The organism is Bradyrhizobium sp. ISRA464 (genome assembly GCF_029910095.1).
Lineage (GTDB): Bacteria > Pseudomonadota > Alphaproteobacteria > Rhizobiales > Xanthobacteraceae > Bradyrhizobium.
In genome coordinates this window covers 4,554,421-4,573,841 of record NZ_CP094526.1, presented here as the reverse complement: position 1 = coordinate 4,573,841, position 19,421 = coordinate 4,554,421, and the positions used below count along the sequence as shown (strand labels likewise).

Below are 19,421 nucleotides of genomic sequence, written 5' to 3'. Positions count from 1 at the left end.
GCGAAATCCGGGTCACTCCTCCCTCTCACCGAAATCGCCTTTGTCCACGGTTCCGCTGCCACCCCAGTCGAATGGCAGTATCCCGTCCCGGATATATCGATGGAGAGACGTGTGCTGCCAATCTGCCGGCGACGAAACGAGGCGATGCTTGGTCGGATTGTAGTGGATATAATCGACGCAACGCTCGAGATCACGTTCGTTGCGGATGGTATGCTCCCAAAAGCGCCTCTGCCAGAGCGCATACTCGCCGCGGCGGTTGGCTGAGAGCGACACGCCTGTGGCGGCGACTGCACGCGTAAAGTGGCTCTTGATCTGTCGCCATCGATCCGAGAAATCGGCGTCGCCGGACGGCAGCGTCATCACTGTATGCAGGTGATCTGGCAGGATCACGATGGCATCCACGGTAAATGGCTTCTTGTCGCGCGTTGCGTGAAATGCGGCGCGTAACAGTCCGATATGCTCGACAAGTAGCGACGATGTCCGATCTTCCAATGTGACCGTGAAGAAGAACGTGCCGCCGGGCATGAAGTTGCGTCGATATCGGACCATGCGGAATAGCTTACCCCGGATTTCGCTTCGCTTCATCCGGGCTACGGTTTTCATCTCCGACCCGCCAGCGCGCGCAGAACGCTTCGACATCGCCCGACTGGAATTCCGGCAGCCGCTCCCAGATGGTTTCGGGCGGCCAATTCCACCACGCAATCCGTGATAGCTCGGCTGCGATCCTGCGGTTGAACCGTTCCTTGATCTGTCGGGCCGGAACGCCGCCGACGATCGTGTAGGGCGCGACGTCGCGCGAGACGACCGCGCCGGCCGCGAGCACGGCGCCGTCGCCCACGGTCACGCCGGGCAATACGATGACGCCGTGGCCGATCCAGACGTCGTTGCCGATCACGACGCGATCGGCGCGGCGATCCCGGAAGAAGCCTTGGTCCCGCTCGGCGGTGGCCGTGTAGTATTCTGGGCAATAGGTGAAGCGATGCTGGGATGGACGCTCGACCGGATGATTGGGCGCACCGATCCGGACCTGCGCTGCAATCGCGCAGAACCGGCCGATCTGCGCGTCGGCGACGATGCAGCCGCGGTCGAGATAGGAGAAGTCGCCGAGCTCGGTGTATTCGAGCGAGGTGTCGCCAAGGACTTCGCAGCAGCGGCCGATCGTCACCTCCCGCAATTTGACCGTAGGCTCGACAACGGTCTCGGCAAGCTTGGGACTTAGCGGTTTCGATTGCGGCATGGCATTGTCCTTGATGCGGCGGGGCTGTTGTAGCCCCGCGGTATCTATCACGGCGAACCGGCAAGGGGAGGCCGTAGCTATCGGCCGGTGAGGCGGGCGATCGTCTCGATCTCGTTGGTCCAGATGCCGCTGGAATAGTTGTCGGGCAGACGCCTGAACATGGCTGCGTCGTCGATTCCGGTCGAGAATTCGCCGCCATGATCGCGCCCGAGCACTGCCGCGTATTTCAGTTTCCTGCCCAATCGACTCGATTCCTTGCTGGATCGTCGGTTGGGTAGGGGCCGTTTCGATTTGCGGCGAGCTAATCCTTCAAGCCATCGACGGCCGCGATCGCCTTGGCCGTCGCGTCCTTGAGCGCCGCGCTGTTGGCGGGGTTCGACTGACGGCGATGGTCGGGATTATCGAAGTCGTGGGTCGCGCCGGGATAGAACACGACGTCGATCTTGCTGCCCGCGGCGATCGAGCGGCGGGCGACATCCTGGCACCGCTCGGGGGATACTTCCTCATCGTCAGAGCCGAGCAGCATGGTGATCGGTGCAGCCGACCTCAGCGTCTGCGCCAGCAGGGCCGCCGGTCCGCATCCTGGATAGAATGCCAGCGCGGCGCGATAGCCTGACGTCGCCGCGCCCTGACGCTGCATCACGTTCAGGGCGGTGCTGCCGCCGTTCGACCATCCCTGCAGGAAGATGCGATCGCTGCGCACGTCCTTCTGGCGGCGCAGCCAGCTCAGCGCGCCCTCGGCATCGAGCGGCCGCACGGTCAACTCGTTGACGTCGGCGCGGTCGGGATCGTCATGGGTGAAGCGGCCGAAGCCATGCGCCTTGCCGCGCGGCCCAAAGCTGTCCGGCAGCAGCGCGATGTAGCCGCGGTCGGCCCAATACTGCCCCCACATCACGTGGCGCTTGCTGAGGCCGCCCGCGTTGCAGGCTGCGGATTGACTTGTGCGCGACACCAGCGTGCAGTCCTTGTTGACGTTGATCGAATAGGGGCCGCCGCGGCCATGCAGCAGCACGATCGCGGGATGCGGGCCCGGCGTTTGCGGCTTGAACAGATAGGCGACGATCTCGGTCTTGCCGTCGGCGCTCGGGAAGAAAACGGTGTCGGGCGCGGCCACGGCCGCCGCAGTCGGCAATGTCGCGAGCTTCAGGAAGCCGAGCTGAATCGCGCGGTTGATCATCTCCACAGTATGGGCATCATTTCGGACGAATTGCGGCAATGCCGCCTGCGCCAGCAATGCAAAGGCGCATGGCAAGCTGCTTGGCGCTTGGCTTGTGGGGACCTGCAGCGCCCACTACGCTTCCCAAAAAAAGCGGGAGCGGAAGGGCCATGAAGCAGATCAGGATCGGCGACATCACGATCGACGCGGTGATCGAGCGCGAGGGGCAATGGCGGCGGCCGCAGGACTTCTTCCCGGCCTATGACGACGCCGTCTTCAAGCATCATCTCAAGACGATGGAGCCCGAGGTGTTCGACGCCGCGCGCGGCATGATGATGATCACCTATCAGACCTTCGTGGTCCGAACGCCGCGCTACACGATTCTGGTCGACACCTGCACCGGCGAGGACAAGGGGCATCCGCCGCCGTTCGACTTTCCAGGCAAGGAGCGCTGGCGCAACGAACTGTTCGCGCTCGGCATCTCCTACGAGCAGATCGACTACGTGTTCTGCACCCATCTGCATATCGACCACACCGGCTGGAACACGACCCTGCGCGACGGGCGCTGGGTGCCGACCTTCCCGAATGCGAAGTATGTCTTCCACAAGCGCGAATATGCGGCCTGGGAGGCCGAGCATGCCAAGGGTGCCAATCCGCCGGGCACCGTGTTTCGCGACAACTGCCTGCCGATCGTCGAGGCCGGGCAGGCGCTGCTGGTCGACGACGACTATGCACTCGACGACACCGTGACACTGACACCGACGCCGGGCCATTCGCCCTGTCATTGCTGCGTCAACATCTTCTCCAGGGGGCAGCGTGCCGTCGTCGCCGGCGATCTGATGCACCACGCGATCCAGTGCCGTGAGCCGGACTGGTCGGCGAAACCGGATTGGGACCCGAAGCAGTCGGCGGTCTCGCGGCGGAAATTCTTCGCGTCGGTGGCCGAGACTGACACGCTGATCCTGCCGATCCATTTCCCGACTCCGACGGTCGGGTTGATCAAGGCGGACGGCGATCGCTTCGACTATCGGTTCAAGCGCGAATAGATCTGACGCAGGGCGGTGCATTTCGCGGTCCGATGTGCACCGTAACCATGCGTTGGAACGGATTCTTAACGGCCGCCGACGAGCCTGTGGTTCGATCCACCAGAGGCAAAGGTGATGCATCCCCGGCGGTTTGCGCGTGTTCGTCCGACAGGTCGCGTGCCCAGTACGGTCAAGCTTCTGCTCGAACCGAAGGCGCCGCTGATCGAGTGCAGGCTGGTGGACTATTCAGCCGGCGGCGCGTGCATTGAATTGCCGAAAGCGCTTCAATTGCCGGAACGTTTCGAAATGTTTCATGGCAACATCAGGAAACGTTGCCGGCGCGTCTGGAGCAAGGGGTTGCGCGTCGGCGTTTCGTTCTGACTTGCGCGCTTGCGTAGATGGCGCCGACTGCTTCAAATGAACGCGACCGCATATTGATGGCGGCCGAGTTACGTTCCCGCGGGCCGCGTTGCGGCGGCCCGAAGGTTGATCTCGATCGACGATACCGGAGAGCAGGCGACGGAGGGCTCAGGCGCCGCCTTCGCACTTCTTCATGAACGAGGTCTTGGCCGCGCCGGCGAGCTTCTTGCCGTCGGAGCCGACCGCCTTCGTCTCGCAGGCGTCATGCGTGCACTTCTTCATGAAGGAGGTCTTTGCCGCGCCGGCCAGCGGTTTGCCGTCCTTGCCGACGGCCTTGGTTTCGCAGGAGGCGTCCTGCGCAAACGCCGCGCCGGCCGCGAAGGTCGCAATCACGGCGGCCAAGAAAATCCGCTTCATCTGGGTTTCTCCCTAAACCGAACCAGTGGCCGGATTGGATATCGGATTTCTTGGGCCGATCAAGTTCCTCCGGCGGATTTCGACGATAAAATACCTAGCCGATGGGAGAAAATTCTCGCCTCTGGCGGGGAACAAATTGGAGGAAGCCGGGAATGGAGTTCGAGACGCTGGTACAGACACGCAAAAGCGTGCGCGGGTTCAAGAAGCAGCCGGTCTCTCGGGCGACCGTTGAGGAGATCATCGAGGTGGCCAAGCGTGCGCCGTCCTCCATGAATACCCAGCCCTGGCATGTCCATGTCCTGACCGGGGAGCCCCTGGATGAGGTTCGGCGCCGCAACATGGAGGAGATGAGCGCAGGCGCCAGGCCGAAGCGCGATATCGTCAGCCATGGCGAGTACCAGGGCGTTCACCGCAATCGCCAAGTCGATATCGCCAAAAAGCTGTTCGGCGCCATGGGGATCGCTCGCGACGACAAGCCGATGCGGCAGGATTGGGTGCTGCGCGGCTTCCGCCAGTTCGACGCGCCGGTCTCGCTGGTGCTGACCTATGACCGGATCCTGGATCCCGGTGCGGTCTGCCATTTCGACCTCGGCGCGCTCTGCTACGGGATCGTGCTGGCGGCCTGGGACCGCGGGCTCGGCAGCGTAATCAACGGCCAGGGCATCATGCGCTCCGATATCGTGCGCGAGGTGGCCAACATCCCGGAAGACCAGGTGATCATGACCTGCGTCGCGATGGGATATCCCGACGACGGCTTTGCCGCCAACGCGGTGCGATCCGAACGCGAGGCCAACAGCAGCTTCGTCCGCTATGTCGGCTTTGCCGACTGAGCAGGGCCCCAACCAACAATCACATTGTCTTCGGCCGACAACCGGTGACGAGATTGTCGAACGCTTTCGCGAAGGCCGGCGGCAATCTCACGCTGGTTCGGACGCACTTGTTCGGCAGCGATGGGCACATGCTGTTCGGCGGGAAACGCACGGCGATCTCGGAGCTGATCGTCGATCGCTTCCTCAAGGCGAACAATCACGTGCTGCGCGTTCATTTGCTCGATGCGCCTGCGCGACGAGAGCAATTGCGCTATCGTTGACCGCGCTGCGGGATATTGAATTCCGCATTGTGAAACCAGCAGCCTGTATCGCGGCCGACGCGCACTTTCCGCTGTTTGCGCCGCTTCAAAATGCGCTACTGGTGTCGCTTGAAACACAACAGCACAGGCGAGGATGTCAGATGAGCGATGATGAACAAACAGCCATGATCCGCGAGACCGTCGCGAAATTCGTCGATCGCGAACTCATCCCGCTTGAGCCGCAATATCTGAAATCACGGCTGCCGGGCAGCGATCATCCCGAACTGACGGCAGCGCAGCGCAAGCGGCTGCGCGATGTCTCGAAGGAGCTGGGATTGTGGGGCCTCGATGCGCCGGAGGATCTCGGCGGCCACGACCTGCCGACGCGCACGATGGCAGCGGTGAACGAGGAACTCGGCCGCAGCTGCGTGCCGTTCGGGCTGCCGCCGGATACGCCGAACCTGCGCATGCTGCAGGCGGTCGGCACCGACGCGCAGAAGAAGAAATACATGCAGCCTTACATCGAGGGCCGGATGAGCTCGGCGATCGCGATCTCCGAGCCCGGCGCCGGCGGCGATCCCGCAGGCATGAAGACGCGCGCGGTGCTCGAGGGCGAGCAGTGGGTGATCGACGGCCGCAAGATCTGGATCAGCAACGCGCGCACCGCCGACTTCATCATCGTGATGGCGCGCGTCGGCAGCGACCAGCGGCAGGGTGGCATCACCTCGTTCATCGTCGAGAAGGGCACGCCGGGCTTCATCATCGAGCGCGAAATCCCGATGCTGGGTGGCGGCGCGACCTACGAGATCGTGTTCGAGAACTGCCGCATCCCGAAGGACTCCGTGCTCGGCGAGGTCGGCAAGGGTTACGCGCCGATGCAGCTGCGCTTGCGCACGCGGCGGCTGGAGATGGGATCGACCTGTATCGGCATCACCAGGCGCGCGCTCGACATGTTATGCGAGCATGCCAAGCAGCGCGAGACGTTCGGCGTCAAGCTCGCGGAACGCCAGGCGATCCAGTGGTGGATCGCCGACATCTCAACACGGATGCATGCCTGCCGGCTGATGGTGCGCGAGGCGGCCGACAAGACCGACCGCGGCGAGGACATCCGGCACGAAGCCTCGATGATCAAGGTGTTCGCGACCGAGATGGCCTATGAGGCCTGCGACCACGCCATGCAGACGCTCGGTGCGCTCGGCATGACGCTGGAGCTGCCGCTCAATGCGCTCTGGCAGAAGGCCCGCCTGATGCGCATGTACGAGGGCCCGAGCGAGGTTCATCGCCAGTCGATCGCGCGCCGCGTGCTCGGGTTGCGCGGCGGCTAGAGGGCCGCCAAGCTCTCGAACCCGTCATTGCGAGGAGCAAAGCGACGACTTGTCCGCCGAAGCCTTAGCGACGGCGGAAGCAATCCATTCCCCACTTGCGGCGCGATGGATCGCTTCGCTTGCGCTCGCAATGACTCGGACAGAACCTGTGCCGCTGCATGATCGCGCCATGCCGTCGATCACGCGGCCCGCACGTCGGAGAGGAAGCGGTTGACCTGGCCGGCGAGGTCCTTCGACTGCGTCGAGAGCTGTTCGGCCGCCCCAAGCACTTGCGTGGCCGCGGCGCCGGTGTCGTCGGCGGCGCGCTGGACGCCGGAGATGTTGGAGTTGACCTCCTGCGTGCCGCGCGCGGCCTCCTGGACGCTGCGCGCGATCTCCTTGGTCGCCGAGCCCTGTTCCTCGATCGCGGCGGCGATGGCGGTGCCGATCTGGTCGATCTCGGTGATGACGTCGACGACATTCCTGATCGCCGTGACAGTCTCGTCGCTCGCGGTCTGGATCGCGGTGATCTGCTCGGAAATCTCGGTGGTTGCCTTGGCGGTCTGACCGGCGAGCGATTTCACCTCGGAGGCAACGACGGCAAAGCCGCGGCCGGCGTCGCCGGCGCGCGCCGCCTCGATGGTGGCGTTGAGCGCGAGCAGGTTGGTCTGCGCCGCGATGTTCTGGATCAGCGTCACGACATCGCCGATCTTCTGCGCGCCCTCGGCGAGCGAGCGGGCGGTGTCGCCGGTGCGGCGGGCATGATCGACCGCGCGTGCGGCGATCTCGGTCGAGGTCGCGACCTGTCGCGCGATCTCCGAGATCGAGGAGGTCAGTTCCTCGGTCGCGCTCGCCACCGTCTGCACGTTGGTCGAGGTCTGCTCCGACGCCGCGGCGACCACGGCAGCCTGGCGGTTGGTCGTTGTCGCGGTCGAGGACATTGAACGCGCGGTGTCCTCCATCACGCCGGAAGCCGAGGACAGCCCGCCGACCAGTTCCGTGACCTTGATTTCGAATCCACGGGTGAGATCGTCAAGCACGCGCACGCGACGCATCTTGATGTCGTTCTCGGCTTCCTTCTCGGCGGCGAGGCGATCGGCATCGATCTTGTTGTCCTTGAACACCTGCACCGCGGCGGCCATCGCGCCGATCTCGTCGTTGCGTGCGGCGCCCGGAATGTCCGCGGCGACGTCACCCGCGGCGAGGCTCGACATGCGGCCGGTGAGGGCGGCGATCGGGGTGAGGATACGGCGGCGGACCATCACGATCAGGCCGGCGCTCATGGCGGCGACCGCGATCAATCCGGCCAGCGCCACCACGAAGCTGAAGCGCGCCGACGAGTACGCGGCGGCGAGGCCTTGCTCGGCATTGTCATAGAAGGCGTCACGCACGCCGACCACGGAGGCGAGCCCAACCTGCGACTCGGCGTAGTAGGTGTCGACATCCTGCTCATACTTGCCCGACAGCGCGCCCTCCTTGGCGAGCTTCAGCGCCCTGCCGAAGCGCTCGACATAGTCGGCCTGCATCTTGCCCAGCGCGGTCATGACGTTTGCGGGGGTGGCGGGATTGTTGCGCAGCTCCTGCAGCGTCGAGAGGATCTGCTGGGTCCTGCCGCTGCTGCGGAACAGCTCCATCTTCTCGGGCTCGGTGGCGGGGCGGCGGGCACCGACCATAGCCTTGTGCAGGCTGGCATCGAGGCCACCAATGTCGCGCAGCGTCCAGGCGACGTTGGCGTAGTTGGCCTGGCGATAGGCATTGCCGTCGAGGCCGGCGAGCCGTCGCACCTGCTCATCGAGCAGCGTGGTCACGCCGGCGTTGAACACGGAGTTGTCGGCGACGATCTTGGTGGCTGCGGCACGGCGGGCGTCGACGGGGCCCGCGATCGCGCTCTGGATCGAGTCGCGGAGCGCGGCAAACTTCGCTTTCAACGCATCGATCGCGGTTGCGACGGCCTCGCCGTCGTCGAGCGAGCCGGGCAGGGTGGCACGCACCTGATTGACCTTGGCGAGCGCGCCGTCGGTCAGATGACGCAGCTTATCGAGGCCGGCGATCTGCTTCTGGTTGATCGCACCGGTGCTGAACAGCAGATTGGTGGAGTAGCCGCGCTCGGAGTTCATGTACCGCGGAATGTCGCCGACGGCGCGGACGATTTCGAGCCGGCTTTGCGCGATCGAAGCCTTGTCCATCGTCTGGTACTTCGTCACTGCGACATAGGCCGCAAGGCCGCCACCGACCGCGGAGAGGGAGACGATTGCGGCCGTCAGGAGAGTACCGATTTTCATGTGCTGTGCGCCGTTCTGGACGAGAGTGAGGTGGGAGCCTCAACCGTACCGGGTGCACATTAAGCTTGGGTTGACGATCCGGCGCGGCGCCTCGGCCATGTCAGGGATAGGCCGAAAGTCGAATCCGGTCGGCCGCGGGCTCACCGGCCTGCGCGGCGTTTCGGTCAGTGTTCGTCCTCGTCCGCGCCTTTGGTCCCTGTACGATGCTGGGTTGCGCCGCTCGAACCGGCCTCGCCGCAGGGAAGCTGCGTCCAGCTACCGTCAGCGGCCTGCTGATAGGCTTGGCAGCCCACGGATGTGGTGGTCTTTTCGTCGGCTTTCTGGTGCTCGGAACTCTTCGCCAGCACAGGCGCGCCGATAGCAGCGATGGCTGCGAGCGAACCTGCGAAAACCAGCTTTGCAATCCGCATGTCGGGTTCTCCTTCTCGAAGCAAATGCATATCCAGAAAACGAATCTGGCGATTTTGGGCCGCGCCGGGCAACCGGTGGGGGATTGCTTAATGGCCGGAAAACGGGCGGGATTGGCCGTTAACGCCTGCACATGGCACCGCAAGACGGTATCGCCATACAATGATAGGATTGGCCGTCATGTCCTTTCGCATTCTCGTTCTCTACGGCTCCTATCGCTCCGACCGCATGGGCATCCGGCTGGCTCATTTCGTCGTCGACGGCTTTCGTGCCCGCCGCGACGATGTCGAACTGATCGATGCCAAGGCGATCGGCCTGCCGATGTTGGACCGGATGTACAAGGAATATCCCAAGGGCCAGGCGCCTGCCGCGCTCGAGACGCTCGCCGGGAAGATCCGCGCGGCCGACGGCTTCCTGTTCGTTACCGGCGAGTACAATTGGGGCATCCAGCCGGGGCTGAAGAACCTCACCGATCATTTCCTCGAAGAATGGTTCTGGCGCCCGGTCGCGATCGCGAGCTATTCGGCCGGGCGTTTTGCCGGGGCGCGCGCCGCGACGGCCTGGCACGGCACGCTTTCGGAGATGGGCATGGTCGTGGTGTCGAGCACGATCGCTGCCGGTCCGATCGGCCAGTCCTTGTCGGCCGAAGGCAAGCCGATCGGCGAGGGCGGCAAGGCGCTGGAGCGCGCCTTCCCGCGCTTTGCCGATGACCTCGCCTGGTGGATGGAAGCGGCCAAGGCTCAGCGGGCGCGCAAGGCACCGCCGTACTGACGGCGGCGCGCGGCGATTTTTCGGAGGTCGGAGATCATGAGCCTCTTCAGTTCACCGTTCGATCCGGTGCGCGAGGTCGCACTGGTGACGGGCGCAGGCAACGGCATCGGCCGGGCCATCGCGCAGGCGCTGGTCGGCGAGGGCGTGCGTACCGTGTTTGCCGATCTGCATGAAGACCGGATCACAGCCGCGATCAAGGCCGCACCGCGTCCCGAGCTCGCGATGCCGTGGGTTGGCGATCTCGCTAGCCGAGAGGCGTGCGACGCTCTGCTAGCGCACGCGCAAGCCACGGTCGGGCAGGTGACGCACTTCGTCCACAGCGCTTCGCCGCCGCGGCGCGAGGCCGACCATGCGATGGCGGTCGACGAGGAGACCTGGCGGCAGATGCATGCGGTCAATCTCGACGCCGGCTTTCATCTGTCGCGCGAGCTGGCGCGCACGCTCATTGCGGCGAAGACGCCCGGCTCGTTCCTGCTGCTCACCTCGCTCCATGCCGGCACGCCGCGCAATCTGCCGCACTACTCGACCGCGAAGGCCGGCATGGCCATGCTGGTGAAGGAGCTTGCCAAGAGCTGGGGCCGCTACGGCATCCGCGTCAATGCGCTTGTGCCCGGCGCAATCGCGGCCGGCGGCTTCGTCGCCGATCCCGCGCTCGCGAAGCACATCCCGCTTGGGCGGCTCGGCAATGCGGAGGATCTCGCGCCGATGGCGCTCGCGGTATTGTCGAACAGGCTCTCCGGCTACGTCACCGGCGCATCGATCGTGGTCGACGGCGGCCTGTCGCTGACCAACTGGTTTGCGCCGCCCGAGTTGGAGTGAGGCTTAGCGCCTACTCCTTGGTCCTGATGTAACCCGCGAGCCGCGACTTCTGCTCGTGGCACCAGGTCGTCATGCCGAGGCGGCGCTGGTCGAGATCGGTGGTTTGCGTTGCGATCGCGACTTCGGTCATCAGCGCATCGGACTGCTTCTCGCCCATCTTGCCGCCGGTGTGCAGATAGGCGATCGCCTTGCGCACCTGTTCGGTGGTGCCGTCGGGCAGGTGCATCTCCTGCGCCTTCTGCACGAGGTCCTGGTAGACGAGATCGGTGCCGGGGCATTCGACCTTTGCGGCAAAGGCCTGCAGCACCATCGTGACATAGGCCTCGCGCGGGTCGGCGGCTTGGGCCGGCGTTGCAGCCACGATCAGGCCCGCGAACATCAGTGCATATCGCATCAAATCCTCCCGATTTTTCCACAAGGCTAGCGTCCGCGGGAACTCACTGCAACCGCCAGGACACACTTGCGGAAAGAACCGATCAAACGGATGTGTTCCAGGCAGCGTTGCCACGATTTCAGCACGATTTCGGCCGCATGTGGCACAAGTTGTCGCAGGGGAGAATGATCGTGTCAAAGTTGGGGCTTGCTGTGGTGCTTGGAGGATCGCTCGCGCTCGGCGGTTGCATGCAAGCAACGCTTGCGCCCGTATCGGACGCCGCGATGACGCCGCGTGATCGGCAGTTGCTGGCGCATCCGCCTTATGCGCGGGCCAGCATCCCCGAGCAGTTCCAGCGGCACATCGTCCAGTATACGCGCCGCGAGCAACCGGGCACGATCCTGGTCGATACTGACGCGCGCTACCTCTACTACGTGCTGCCCGGAGGCAAGGCGATCCGTTACGGCGTCGCCGTCGGCGAGGAGGCGATGGCCTTCTCCGGGGTCGCCACCGTCGGCCGCATGGCGGAATGGCCGGACTGGGTTCCGACCAAGGAGATCCAGGCGCGGCTCGGGCCGTATCCGGCGCGCGTCCCCGGCGGACCGGCCAATCCGCTCGGCGCACGCGGCATCTATCTCTACCAGGACAACAAGGACACGCTCTATCGCATCCACGGCACCAACCAGCCCGAATATATCGGGCAGGCGATTTCGTCCGGCTGCATTCGCATGACCAATGCGGACGTGATTGATCTCTACCAGCGGGTCAAGCCGGGCGCGACCGTGGTCGTGCTGCCGCCGGGACAGAGCGTCTAGTTCGCAGTCAACGGGCGAGGGGCAGGCGGAATCAGCCCTCATTTGCGGAAGGTGGCGGGCGACGCTTACGTCGTCCGCCATATGTTTTTGCGGACGCTTGTCCGCTTTTCTGTCTGCCTCAACGCACCGGCATCGGCGGCCGAACCACCGGACCACCGTCGTCGGCGTCGACGACGGCGGGCTGCTGCGCCGACTGCATCGGCCGCGGCGCCATAGTCTGCGGCGCGGGTGCGGTGGGCGGCGGCAGCGGCGCAGGTGGCGGCGGCGGAATGTAAGCCTGCGCCGGCCGGCGGACCGGTGGTGGTGCGACGGCCGCGTGCGGCTGTGTCGCGCCGCGCCCGCGCGCCGCGGGCCGCGGCTCAACCGCCCTGGTCCGCGCTAGCCGCTGGGACAGTTGATCCTGGCTCGCCTTGAGCTGGTCGATGCTCGCCTTGAGTTGCTCGATCTGCTGCCCCATCGACGCGAGATCGTGCGCCATCGACTGCAGCAACTGGGTTTGGTCCGGCGCAGCCGCGACTGCGGCTGGCGCTGCCGGCGCAGCGGGTGCGGCCGCCGGCGCGGCGGGGGCCGGTGCCGCGGCAGGCGCGGGAGCCGCCGTTGCAGCGACGTCTTGCTGCGGAGCGGCCGGTTGCTGTTGCGGAGCAGCCGGCGCTGCCTGGGCCGCCTGCTGATCGGCGGCGGCCGTTTGGGTGGTGGCCGGTGCGCCCGCCTGGTCGGGCGCGGGCGCCGCCTTGCCAGGAAGCAGCGACGTCAGCATCTCGACCTGCGGGGCCCACTCCGCGACCATCTGCTTGGCGCGATCACCATAGTGTTGCCAGGCCGCGGCGCCGGTCGCGGTGGCGATGGCAAACAGGAACCAGAAAAGGCGGATCGCCCATTTGTTGCTGGATGGCGGCGTGTAATCGAATGGGGCGTGGTTGAGCCTGATGTCGCCTGTTCCGGCGGCGTGATACATCGGCGTCACATGCGGCGCCGGCGCGGCTGGCGGCACCGATGGGTGCGCTGCGGCGCTCGGACCGAAATGCGGCTCGCGATGCTCCGGCGATCCCGTGCCTGCCGGGGCGAGCGCGGGCGCAGTCCTCTCCGAGCGCGGCGTGAAGTCAGGTTCGATCGCGAAAATGTCGTGCGGATCAGCGTCTTTCGAAAGTATCGGTTGCATTGGCGGTCCCCGCTATCAGTCCAAGGTCAAACCGCAAATGGGCGGCCGGCGAATTCACGTCCTGTGTCGACCCCTGGCCCTGTCCGCACCACTCCAGTCCGGTTTGACCAAACCAAGGCGAGAGAGTGGAGAGGTTGGGGTGTTTCGGGAACCCGAATTGGGGCGAGCAGCATCGCCGATGCCGGCGTTTCCGGGCGAATGATGTCCGGGCAGGCATCTAGCGCCTCGCGTCCCCACACTGTGTCCGGCCCATCGCCTCGGGAATTGCCGGCGCCAATAACCAGCACAGGTTGTGGCCCAATCAGCACACCCAATCGGAAATCGCTCTCCGCAAGGCGCGTCGCGTCGCGTCCGCCTCCGTTCCGCCCCGATTGGATTCGGCTGATAGACCCATGTTGGATTTTCGGCTTGGGCTGGGGGGCGCGAGTTGGGGATGCAATATGTCACGCGACGGGGCTGTGATTTCGAACGTCGACGTCAACTGCGGCGCATTTGGCGCTGCGCCTTGGGTCTCATCTGCTCATCCGCGAAAGGCAGTCCGCTTGTTCGCCGTCGTGATCGGCGCCGCGTCGCTCGCGGCCTGCGCGCAATCTTCTGTTGTCAGCGAACGTTCGCAGGCGCTCGCGAGCCGGACCGCGTCGACCGAGCCGACACGGAGCGCGCCATCTTCGGCGCGGACGCGGGTCGCGCGCACGCACGCGCCCTATGCACCGCGCAAGAAGGCCGGCGATAGCAAGGTTGCATCGCGAGGGCTTGCCAGCTTCTACAGCGAGGCGCAGCAGACCGCGAACGGGGAAAAGTTCGACGGGAGCGAGTTGACCGCTGCGCATCCGACATTGCCGTTCGGCACCAAGCTGCGCGTCACCGACGTCAACAGCGGCCGCTCGGTGACCGTGCGCGTCAATGACCGCGGACCCTATGTGCCTGGGCGCATCGTCGACGTGTCCTACTCGGCCGCGCAATCGCTCGGCATGGTCGGCAAGGGCCTCGCGAATGTCAGGCTTGACGTGGTGGAATGAGCGCCGGCATGCGGGCGTGTGAGCGTCAACCTGAGCGCGCTTGCGGTCCGGGATTTTTGCCCGCGTGACCGGGAAAAAGTCCCGGGATCGGGCGCGCTTTAATCCTGTTGTCCGCACGACCGGCACAAATAAAATTGTCGCCGCTACTTCCCGCCTCTGATTTCACAGACGCGCGGATTTCTACCCAATGAACCTTATCCCCGCCTTCTCAGCCGAAGGCGGGGTTTTTCTTTGCGTGCATCGCGCATTCGAAGGCCCGCAGATGCGGCGCTTGCGCAGCGTGAATGTCGACTTCGCGCGCTCAGGATGCCGACCTTGATGGGAAAGATCGCGTAGGCGCGACCCCACGTTGCGACCTCGGCCCGTGCTGCGCGCGGCGTCCCCCAAATTGTCACGCTCCGGGCGAATTGCGGCCCCAAGGCGCTGCCAACTGGTGGTCGATATCGCGCGCGCGTCATGAGGGGATTCAGCGTTGGCCTACAAGATGATCGCAGAACGCGACAACGAGACGGTGAGGGTTGAACGGGAAAGCACCTTGCTCATCGTCGCCAAGGCGCGGATCTGGGCGAGCGAGGGATGGCGGGTCGTGATCACCGACAAGGACGGGAAGTCGTACGCGCCGGACGAGTTCGACAAGCTGCTGGCCGCGTGAACCGGCGCAGGCATCGCAGCGCCGGTTAGCGATAACACTGCTCTAGCGCTGCACCGAGATCAGCAGCATCATCGGGCGCTCGAGCTCTTCAGCAAGTTCAGGCACTGCCGCGATCTGCTCCGGCGTCGGGCAGAACTCCTCGACATGGCGGAGAGCGAAGCCGGCGCCGATCAGCGTACTGAGCGTCGTGCCGATCGTACGATGATATTTCAGCACGTCCTTGGTGTACCAATCGGTGCGGCGTTCGCCTTCGATGAAGTAGCGGTTGACTGGCCAAGTCTTGCGGCCGTCGTCGTCGAGCAACCAGCGCGGATGGGCGGCCGCCATGTAGGCAGGATGTTCGATGGTAAAGACCAGCGACGCCTCCGGCGTCAGGGCGCGGTGCAGCATGCGCATCAGGCGATCGAAATCCTTGATGTAATGGAAGGCGAGGGCGCTGTAGGCGAGATCGAAGGACGCGTGCGGCAGCTCGAGCGTCTCAAGGTCGGCGATCTCGTAAGTGATCGCCGGATCGTCGGTCATGGTCCTCGCGCGCGCGATCATGTTCTGCGAGAGATCGAGGCCGAGCACAGCGGATGCGCCTTGCTCGCGCATCCAGCGCGCCGCCCAGCCGAAGCCGCAACCGAGGTCGACGACGCGCTTGCCCGAGACATCAGGTAGCATGGCACGGATGGTGGGCCATTCAGGCGCGCCGACAAGACCGCGAACCTGTCGCGGCAATTGGCTGTAGCCGGCGAAGAAACCGGGATCGTCATAAATATTCTGCGCCATGATTGCTGCAGCTCGTGGAAACGAAGTCATCTCTCTGTAACTGCCGAACCGGGGCGTGGGAACTGATGATTGCTCGGCACCGGGCTCGCGTCCTGTGGAACCAGACCTCGCGTTCGGCGGTTTTGATGTCAGTGCCGCGGGATATTCGGCCAAATCTGCGCTGCGGCATCGGACAATCGAGGAGAGCGTTATGATAGCCCAAACGCAAATCCACACCATCGCGCGGCAGATGCTCCAGAAGCACGGTTTGCAGGCGATCGCCCAGGCCGCGCAGAATGCTGTGGCGTGTGAGAGCAAGGGCGAGATGGAAGAGGCCCGGGAGTGGCGTAACGTCGAGGACGCAATGAAGATGATGCGCGGGCCGCATCAAAGCTGACGACCAGACAAGACGACGATCAATCATATGATCCAGCGGCGCGTCCGCTGGATCATTCGTCTTTGACTTCCCCAGCACTGCTGCGCGCGACCGCGGCGCACGACGTCTTCCGCGATAGCGCACTCCACCGAACAACGCGACTTCACAGCACGCCTAGACCTAGAAACGAGGCCCGGCGCCGCCGCAAACGCTGACCACGCGCAACGGTCAGTTCAACTTCATCAAGAACAATCCGAAAGGGTCGAGTTCACGGCATCGGGTGCCTGACGGCAAGGTGCCCGGCATGCTCTCGAACCGGACGCTCGAGACCTACATCCAGAACTACACACAGCCAGCGATCCAAGCCTGCCGGGCCGGGCTCCTGCGTGAGCTGTCACAACTTCGCGACGCTGGTCGACAACAAGACGTCGGCCAACTTCAGCTTCCTGCCCGGCCTAGTCGATCCGGTCGCCGCGCGCAGCAAGATCAAGACCGCGCGGTGACGGGCGCGATCACCTGAGACCTGGAGCCGTCGACGCTAGCTCGCCCTACGCCATTGCGGCACGGGATCGAGCGGCGTGCGATAGAGCTCGCGGTGGTCGACATCGGTGACGCGGACGGCACAGCCGCGCGCCTTCAACTCTGGCTTGACCTGCGCCAGCTCGGTCGCAAGCTGATCGGCGCGATCGGAGGCAACGCCCAGATCTTCGAGGATGATGGTTCCCTGGTTGCGGAACTCTTCTCCTACCACGAGATCGAATGTGTAGTATGGCATGCCGAAGTTCCCCGTTTCGGTATGCACCACAGGATAACACTGAGTCGAGTGGTTCCCTAAGATGCATCACGCACAATCGTCGAGCGATCGGCCAAAAACGATGTGCAACACATCACGCGCGATGACCAAATGTGCACGCGATGCGCAGCACGGCGATGGAGTCCGTAGTTGCCCGGAGAGGTGGCGCGCGATGCTCGGTCGATCCATCGTGTGTCACGTCGCCGGCGCGGCGTGATCCAGCTCACCGCGGGGCTGTTAAGATTTGATTAAATCTGTAGGCGCAGGCTCGTCCTCAAGCGGAATCGCAGCGGAACCGGACTCCGGGAGCCGGCAGCTGCAGGAGGAGGCCGGCGGCGTAACGCCCGTCGGCCTTTTCTCGTGTGGCGATGCACGCGATGCGCGGACTAGTCATGCAGCACCTGATGCCGGGCGCGCCATTTCGGGCCGGGTCCGCGCATGTAGTGCAGCTCGGGGCGATAGGGATGGCAGACGTTGTCGATCAGTTCCTGGCAGCGCGCCACGAGCACGGCGAGGCAGCGGCGCAGCGGCATCGCGTCCTCCTTCAGTGCAGTTCGCCGAGCACGGCGGTGAACGGCAGCTCGAACAGCTCGTCGCCGAGATCGTCGGTGACGTGCAGGACCCAGTTGCGCCAATCCTCCGCACTCGGCGTCATGACGTAGCTGCGCACGATGCGCTCCGCATGGTCGCGCGCCTCCGCAAGGTCCATGGCGGCGCCGTTGCGATCGAGCAGGACGTATTGGTCGTCGGAGCAGTGGAAAAAGACGGCTGACATGTTCTGCTTCCCGTGGCAGCGTTTCTCACACGCTGAGATAGCAGCGCGCATCGCTGCGGAGAATCCGGATGATCCCCCATCGGGGAATTACGGGGAAAACAGACGATTTGAATCAACCGGCCGTGATCGTTGCGTGATGTCAGAAGATCGGCTCACCGATTGCGACCTCGCTGCGCGGACCGAGCACGATCACCTGGCCCGCGGCGTCCTTCGCGCCGAGGATCAGGAGCTCCGAGGTGAAGCCCGCGATGTTCTTCGGCCCGAAATTGCAGACGCAGACGACGAGCGAGCCGACCAGCGCCGCGGGCGTGTAATTGGTGATCTGCGCGCTCGACCACATGATCCGCTCGGCGCCGACATCGACGCCGACCTTGTAGGACGGGTTGCGCGCGCGCGGAAACGGCTGCACCTCGACGACCTTGCCGATGCGGATATCGAGGCGGGCGAAGTCATCATAGGTGGCTTGTGGCTTCAGGGGAGACATGCGGTCCTCATGGCTTGCCCGAGCGGCCGCCGAAGCCGTCCGCATCGAACTCTATTGCGCGGTGACGGCGGTGGCCGCGAAGCGGCGCGCCGGATGAAGCATCAGCTCGGCGCTCTCGACGATGCGCATTTCCTCGGTCTTTCTGAGCGCCGTGCGCTCCAGCACGGCGTAGATCGCGGATGCGGCGTGGCCGAGCGCGTCAGGCATCGCCGATCCGCGCACGCGCGCGGCCGCGAGCAGCGCGGCGAACAGATCGCCAGTGCCGGACGGGCTGATCGGCAGTCGCGGCGTGCGCACCCGCCAGGCGCCGGCGCGCTCGATCGCCAGCGTCTCGATCTCGCCGCCGGGCGTGTCGGCGAGCTCGGCGCTGGTGATGACGATGGTCGACGGGCCGCGTGCGATGAGATTGCGGGCCTGCGTAATCACCGCGTCGGTCGTGCCGACCTTCGTGCCGCACAGAAATTCGAACTCGAAATGGTTGGGCGTGATGATGTCGGCCAGCGGGCAGAGCTCGTCGCGCACCAGCGGCGGAATATCGGTGCGCACGAACATGCCGCGGTCGCGATCGCCGAGCACGGGATCGCAGCAATAGCGTAACGCCGGGTTCTTCTCCTTGGCGCGTGCGACGAAATCAGCGACCTCCAGCGCAATGTCGGCCGAGCCGAGATAGCCCGACAGAATCATCTGCGCGCCGTCGATGGCGCCGCGCTCCTCGATCCCGCGCAGGAGATCGGCGACCAGTTGTACGTCGAGCACCCGGCCGCGGATGGTCGGATAACCCGGCCGGTTGCTGAGCAGCGTGGTCGGCACCGCGATCACGTCTATGCCGTGGAGCTGGATGGGGAAGGCGGCCGCGCTGTTGCCGACATGGCCCCACGCGACCTGGGACTGGATGGAGATCACTGTCATGCGGTCTTCACAAGATTGTGCGATGCACTATAAAGCTATTGCGGTGCAGCAAAGCATGACTAGCTCCGTATTTCGATCCTAGAGGAGAATTGCCGTGAAGAACAAGAAAATGTCTCTGTCCGCTGCCGTGGCCGCCGTGCTCGCGATGACGGCTGCCACCGCCGCCACCGCGGCAGAACTGCCGACCTATGAAAAGGCGGGCCTGCCGATCTCGGCCGTCCAGCTTCAGGTGCTGGGCGCCGCAGATGTCCAGGAACAGCCGTCCGTCGCAAATTCGCTCACGCCGCATCAGCTTGGTGTCCTGGCGCCGCGACACCAAATCAGGGCCGCGGCAGGCCGGAGCGAAACCATCGGTCGCACGGTCCGCTGAGCGGCACTGCAATCGCTGGTCGAGCGTCGCGCGCTGCGCCAGCCGCACCGCGCCCGGAACCGGGAATGCGTGTCTCGCTCCAGTTCGCAAGGAGCCTG

At 64.9% G+C, this 19,421-nt stretch carries 26 protein-coding genes and 1 pseudogene; 12 read left to right on the top strand and 15 right to left on the bottom strand.

The window, feature by feature from the left end; all coding sequences use genetic code 11:
• Positions 1-12: 12 nt before the first annotated feature.
• The 4 genes and pseudogenes from MTX19_RS21535 to MTX19_RS21520 form a co-directional block, all read right to left on the bottom strand.
• Positions 13-549 (bottom strand): transposase, encoded by a 537-nt coding sequence (locus MTX19_RS21535; protein ID WP_280984853.1) that lies wholly within the window; start codon positions 547-549, stop codon positions 13-15.
• 10 nt (positions 550-559) lie between these two features.
• Complete coding sequence (locus MTX19_RS21530; RefSeq protein ID WP_280985459.1) at positions 560-1,237, bottom strand: DapH/DapD/GlmU-related protein; 678 nt, start codon at positions 1,235-1,237, stop codon at positions 560-562.
• A gap of 77 nt (positions 1,238-1,314) precedes the next feature.
• Positions 1,315-1,452: pseudogene (locus MTX19_RS21525) on the bottom strand (glycerophosphodiester phosphodiesterase); the annotation flags it as partial.
• Positions 1,453-1,538: 86 nt separating this feature from the next.
• Complete coding sequence (locus MTX19_RS21520; RefSeq protein WP_280979196.1) at positions 1,539-2,414, bottom strand: dienelactone hydrolase family protein; 876 nt, start codon at positions 2,412-2,414, stop codon at positions 1,539-1,541.
• Between the two features lie 149 nt (positions 2,415-2,563).
• Between MTX19_RS21520 and MTX19_RS21515 the strand changes: the two genes are divergently transcribed.
• Together MTX19_RS21515 and MTX19_RS21510 are read left to right on the top strand one after the other, a co-directional pair.
• The gene (locus MTX19_RS21515; protein WP_280979195.1) at positions 2,564-3,439 is read left to right on the top strand and encodes an MBL fold metallo-hydrolase; all 876 of its coding nucleotides are present in this window, start codon (positions 2,564-2,566) and stop codon (positions 3,437-3,439) included.
• 114 nt (positions 3,440-3,553) lie between these two features.
• Positions 3,554-3,799, top strand: a complete 246-nt coding sequence (locus MTX19_RS21510; protein ID WP_280979194.1) for a PilZ domain-containing protein — start codon at positions 3,554-3,556, stop codon at positions 3,797-3,799.
• Positions 3,800-3,946: 147 nt separating this feature from the next.
• On the opposite strand, the gene MTX19_RS21505 is transcribed toward MTX19_RS21510, so the two are convergent.
• Positions 3,947-4,195, bottom strand: a complete 249-nt coding sequence (locus MTX19_RS21505; protein ID WP_280979193.1) for a hypothetical protein — start codon at positions 4,193-4,195, stop codon at positions 3,947-3,949.
• Between the two features lie 152 nt (positions 4,196-4,347).
• Here MTX19_RS21505 and MTX19_RS21500 point away from each other — a divergent pair, with 152 nt between their 5' ends.
• The 3 genes from MTX19_RS21500 to MTX19_RS21490 all read left to right on the top strand — a co-directional run bounded on the left by MTX19_RS21500 (position 4,348) and on the right by MTX19_RS21490 (position 6,589).
• The gene (locus MTX19_RS21500) at positions 4,348-5,025 is read left to right on the top strand and encodes a nitroreductase (protein WP_280979192.1); all 678 of its coding nucleotides are present in this window, start codon (positions 4,348-4,350) and stop codon (positions 5,023-5,025) included.
• 53 nt (positions 5,026-5,078) lie between these two features.
• Positions 5,079-5,285, top strand: coding sequence for a hypothetical protein (locus tag MTX19_RS21495; protein ID WP_280979191.1), 207 nt, complete (start codon positions 5,079-5,081; stop codon positions 5,283-5,285).
• Positions 5,286-5,425: 140 nt separating this feature from the next.
• Positions 5,426-6,589 carry an acyl-CoA dehydrogenase family protein gene (locus tag MTX19_RS21490; RefSeq protein WP_280979190.1) on the top strand — a complete coding sequence of 388 codons (1,164 nt, stop codon included), beginning with the start codon at positions 5,426-5,428 and terminating at the stop codon, positions 6,587-6,589.
• Positions 6,590-6,768: 179 nt separating this feature from the next.
• On the opposite strand, the gene MTX19_RS21485 is transcribed toward MTX19_RS21490, so the two are convergent.
• Both MTX19_RS21485 and MTX19_RS21480 read right to left on the bottom strand, forming a co-directional pair.
• Positions 6,769-8,850, bottom strand: a complete 2,082-nt coding sequence (locus MTX19_RS21485; protein ID WP_280979189.1) for a methyl-accepting chemotaxis protein — start codon at positions 8,848-8,850, stop codon at positions 6,769-6,771.
• Between the two features lie 164 nt (positions 8,851-9,014).
• Positions 9,015-9,260, bottom strand: coding sequence for a hypothetical protein (locus tag MTX19_RS21480; protein ID WP_280979188.1), 246 nt, complete (start codon positions 9,258-9,260; stop codon positions 9,015-9,017).
• Positions 9,261-9,438: 178 nt separating this feature from the next.
• On the opposite strand from MTX19_RS21480, the gene MTX19_RS21475 reads away from it, so the two are divergent.
• On the top strand, positions 9,439-10,029 hold the full coding sequence (locus tag MTX19_RS21475; protein ID WP_280979187.1) for an NADPH-dependent FMN reductase: 591 nt from the start codon (positions 9,439-9,441) through the stop codon (positions 10,027-10,029).
• A gap of 36 nt (positions 10,030-10,065) precedes the next feature.
• Positions 10,066-10,848 (top strand): SDR family oxidoreductase, encoded by a 783-nt coding sequence (locus tag MTX19_RS21470; RefSeq protein ID WP_280979186.1) that lies wholly within the window; start codon positions 10,066-10,068, stop codon positions 10,846-10,848.
• A 10-nt stretch (positions 10,849-10,858) separates the two neighbouring features.
• On the opposite strand, the gene MTX19_RS21465 is transcribed toward MTX19_RS21470, so the two are convergent.
• Positions 10,859-11,242: a hypothetical protein gene (locus MTX19_RS21465; RefSeq protein ID WP_280971871.1), complete on the bottom strand. Its 384-nt coding sequence runs from the start codon at positions 11,240-11,242 to the stop codon at positions 10,859-10,861.
• A gap of 170 nt (positions 11,243-11,412) precedes the next feature.
• On the opposite strand from MTX19_RS21465, the gene MTX19_RS21460 reads away from it, so the two are divergent.
• A complete protein-coding gene (locus tag MTX19_RS21460) occupies positions 11,413-12,036 on the top strand; it encodes a L,D-transpeptidase (RefSeq protein WP_348638196.1) in 624 nt (207 codons plus the stop codon).
• Between the two features lie 118 nt (positions 12,037-12,154).
• On the opposite strand, the gene MTX19_RS21455 is transcribed toward MTX19_RS21460, so the two are convergent.
• Positions 12,155-13,195: a hypothetical protein gene (locus MTX19_RS21455; protein ID WP_280985458.1), complete on the bottom strand. Its 1,041-nt coding sequence runs from the start codon at positions 13,193-13,195 to the stop codon at positions 12,155-12,157.
• Between the two features lie 542 nt (positions 13,196-13,737).
• Here MTX19_RS21455 and MTX19_RS21450 point away from each other — a divergent pair.
• A complete protein-coding gene (locus tag MTX19_RS21450; protein ID WP_280979183.1) occupies positions 13,738-14,214 on the top strand; it encodes a septal ring lytic transglycosylase RlpA family protein in 477 nt (158 codons plus the stop codon).
• A gap of 472 nt (positions 14,215-14,686) precedes the next feature.
• On the top strand, positions 14,687-14,866 hold the full coding sequence (locus MTX19_RS21445) for a hypothetical protein (protein WP_280971867.1): 180 nt from the start codon (positions 14,687-14,689) through the stop codon (positions 14,864-14,866).
• Positions 14,867-14,908: 42 nt separating this feature from the next.
• Here MTX19_RS21445 and MTX19_RS21440 read toward each other — a convergent pair whose 3' ends face one another.
• Positions 14,909-15,637, bottom strand: coding sequence for a class I SAM-dependent methyltransferase (locus MTX19_RS21440; RefSeq protein WP_280979182.1), 729 nt, complete (start codon positions 15,635-15,637; stop codon positions 14,909-14,911).
• A 190-nt stretch (positions 15,638-15,827) separates the two neighbouring features.
• Here MTX19_RS21440 and MTX19_RS21435 point away from each other — a divergent pair, with 190 nt between their 5' ends.
• Positions 15,828-16,013, top strand: coding sequence for a hypothetical protein (locus MTX19_RS21435; RefSeq protein ID WP_280984851.1), 186 nt, complete (start codon positions 15,828-15,830; stop codon positions 16,011-16,013).
• 517 nt (positions 16,014-16,530) lie between these two features.
• Here MTX19_RS21435 and MTX19_RS21430 read toward each other — a convergent pair.
• The 5 genes from MTX19_RS21430 to pdxY form a co-directional block, all read right to left on the bottom strand.
• Positions 16,531-16,767, bottom strand: a complete 237-nt coding sequence (locus MTX19_RS21430) for a hypothetical protein (RefSeq protein WP_280971863.1) — start codon at positions 16,765-16,767, stop codon at positions 16,531-16,533.
• Positions 16,768-17,171: 404 nt separating this feature from the next.
• Positions 17,172-17,318, bottom strand: coding sequence for a hypothetical protein (locus tag MTX19_RS21425; protein WP_280979181.1), 147 nt, complete (start codon positions 17,316-17,318; stop codon positions 17,172-17,174).
• An 11-nt stretch (positions 17,319-17,329) separates the two neighbouring features.
• Entirely contained in the window at positions 17,330-17,560 is a 231-nt protein-coding gene (locus MTX19_RS21420; protein ID WP_280971861.1) for a hypothetical protein, read from the bottom strand.
• Between the two features lie 139 nt (positions 17,561-17,699).
• Complete coding sequence (locus tag MTX19_RS21415) at positions 17,700-18,044, bottom strand: tRNA-binding protein (protein WP_280979180.1); 345 nt, start codon at positions 18,042-18,044, stop codon at positions 17,700-17,702.
• A 51-nt stretch (positions 18,045-18,095) separates the two neighbouring features.
• Positions 18,096-18,953, bottom strand: a complete 858-nt coding sequence (pdxY, locus tag MTX19_RS21410) for a pyridoxal kinase PdxY (protein ID WP_280979179.1) — start codon at positions 18,951-18,953, stop codon at positions 18,096-18,098.
• A gap of 94 nt (positions 18,954-19,047) precedes the next feature.
• Between pdxY and MTX19_RS21405 the strand changes: the two genes are divergently transcribed.
• Positions 19,048-19,323 (top strand): hypothetical protein, encoded by a 276-nt coding sequence (locus tag MTX19_RS21405; RefSeq protein WP_280979178.1) that lies wholly within the window; start codon positions 19,048-19,050, stop codon positions 19,321-19,323.
• Positions 19,324-19,421 lie beyond the last annotated feature (98 nt).

Excerpts from the sequence above, each read along its gene's own strand:
- MTX19_RS21420 (WP_280971861.1), bottom strand. The coding sequence starts at position 17,560 with ATGTCAGCCGTCTTTTTCCACTGCTCCGACGACCAATACGTCCTGCTC.
- MTX19_RS21435 (WP_280984851.1), top strand. The coding sequence starts at position 15,828 with ATGATAGCCCAAACGCAAATCCACACCATCGCGCGGCAGATGCTCCAG.
- MTX19_RS21415 (WP_280979180.1), bottom strand. The coding sequence starts at position 18,044 with ATGTCTCCCCTGAAGCCACAAGCCACCTATGATGACTTCGCCCGCCTC.
- MTX19_RS21430 (WP_280971863.1), bottom strand. The coding sequence starts at position 16,767 with ATGCCATACTACACATTCGATCTCGTGGTAGGAGAAGAGTTCCGCAAC.
- MTX19_RS21535 (WP_280984853.1), bottom strand. The coding sequence starts at position 549 with ATGGTCCGATATCGACGCAACTTCATGCCCGGCGGCACGTTCTTCTTC.
- MTX19_RS21500 (WP_280979192.1), top strand. The coding sequence starts at position 4,348 with ATGGAGTTCGAGACGCTGGTACAGACACGCAAAAGCGTGCGCGGGTTC.
- MTX19_RS21425 (WP_280979181.1), bottom strand. The coding sequence starts at position 17,318 with ATGCCGCTGCGCCGCTGCCTCGCCGTGCTCGTGGCGCGCTGCCAGGAA.
- MTX19_RS21490 (WP_280979190.1), top strand. The coding sequence starts at position 5,426 with ATGAGCGATGATGAACAAACAGCCATGATCCGCGAGACCGTCGCGAAA.
- MTX19_RS21440 (WP_280979182.1), bottom strand. The coding sequence starts at position 15,637 with ATGGCGCAGAATATTTATGACGATCCCGGTTTCTTCGCCGGCTACAGC.
- MTX19_RS21465 (WP_280971871.1), bottom strand. The coding sequence starts at position 11,242 with ATGCGATATGCACTGATGTTCGCGGGCCTGATCGTGGCTGCAACGCCG.
- MTX19_RS21485 (WP_280979189.1), bottom strand. The coding sequence starts at position 8,850 with ATGAAAATCGGTACTCTCCTGACGGCCGCAATCGTCTCCCTCTCCGCG.
- MTX19_RS21480 (WP_280979188.1), bottom strand. The coding sequence starts at position 9,260 with ATGCGGATTGCAAAGCTGGTTTTCGCAGGTTCGCTCGCAGCCATCGCT.
- MTX19_RS21455 (WP_280985458.1), bottom strand. The coding sequence starts at position 13,195 with ATGCAACCGATACTTTCGAAAGACGCTGATCCGCACGACATTTTCGCG.
- pdxY (WP_280979179.1), bottom strand. The coding sequence starts at position 18,953 with ATGACAGTGATCTCCATCCAGTCCCAGGTCGCGTGGGGCCATGTCGGC.
- MTX19_RS21470 (WP_280979186.1), top strand. The coding sequence starts at position 10,066 with ATGAGCCTCTTCAGTTCACCGTTCGATCCGGTGCGCGAGGTCGCACTG.
- MTX19_RS21475 (WP_280979187.1), top strand. The coding sequence starts at position 9,439 with ATGTCCTTTCGCATTCTCGTTCTCTACGGCTCCTATCGCTCCGACCGC.
- MTX19_RS21510 (WP_280979194.1), top strand. The coding sequence starts at position 3,554 with ATGCATCCCCGGCGGTTTGCGCGTGTTCGTCCGACAGGTCGCGTGCCC.
- MTX19_RS21520 (WP_280979196.1), bottom strand. The coding sequence starts at position 2,414 with ATGATCAACCGCGCGATTCAGCTCGGCTTCCTGAAGCTCGCGACATTG.
- MTX19_RS21505 (WP_280979193.1), bottom strand. The coding sequence starts at position 4,195 with ATGAAGCGGATTTTCTTGGCCGCCGTGATTGCGACCTTCGCGGCCGGC.
- MTX19_RS21515 (WP_280979195.1), top strand. The coding sequence starts at position 2,564 with ATGAAGCAGATCAGGATCGGCGACATCACGATCGACGCGGTGATCGAG.
- MTX19_RS21530 (WP_280985459.1), bottom strand. The coding sequence starts at position 1,237 with ATGCCGCAATCGAAACCGCTAAGTCCCAAGCTTGCCGAGACCGTTGTC.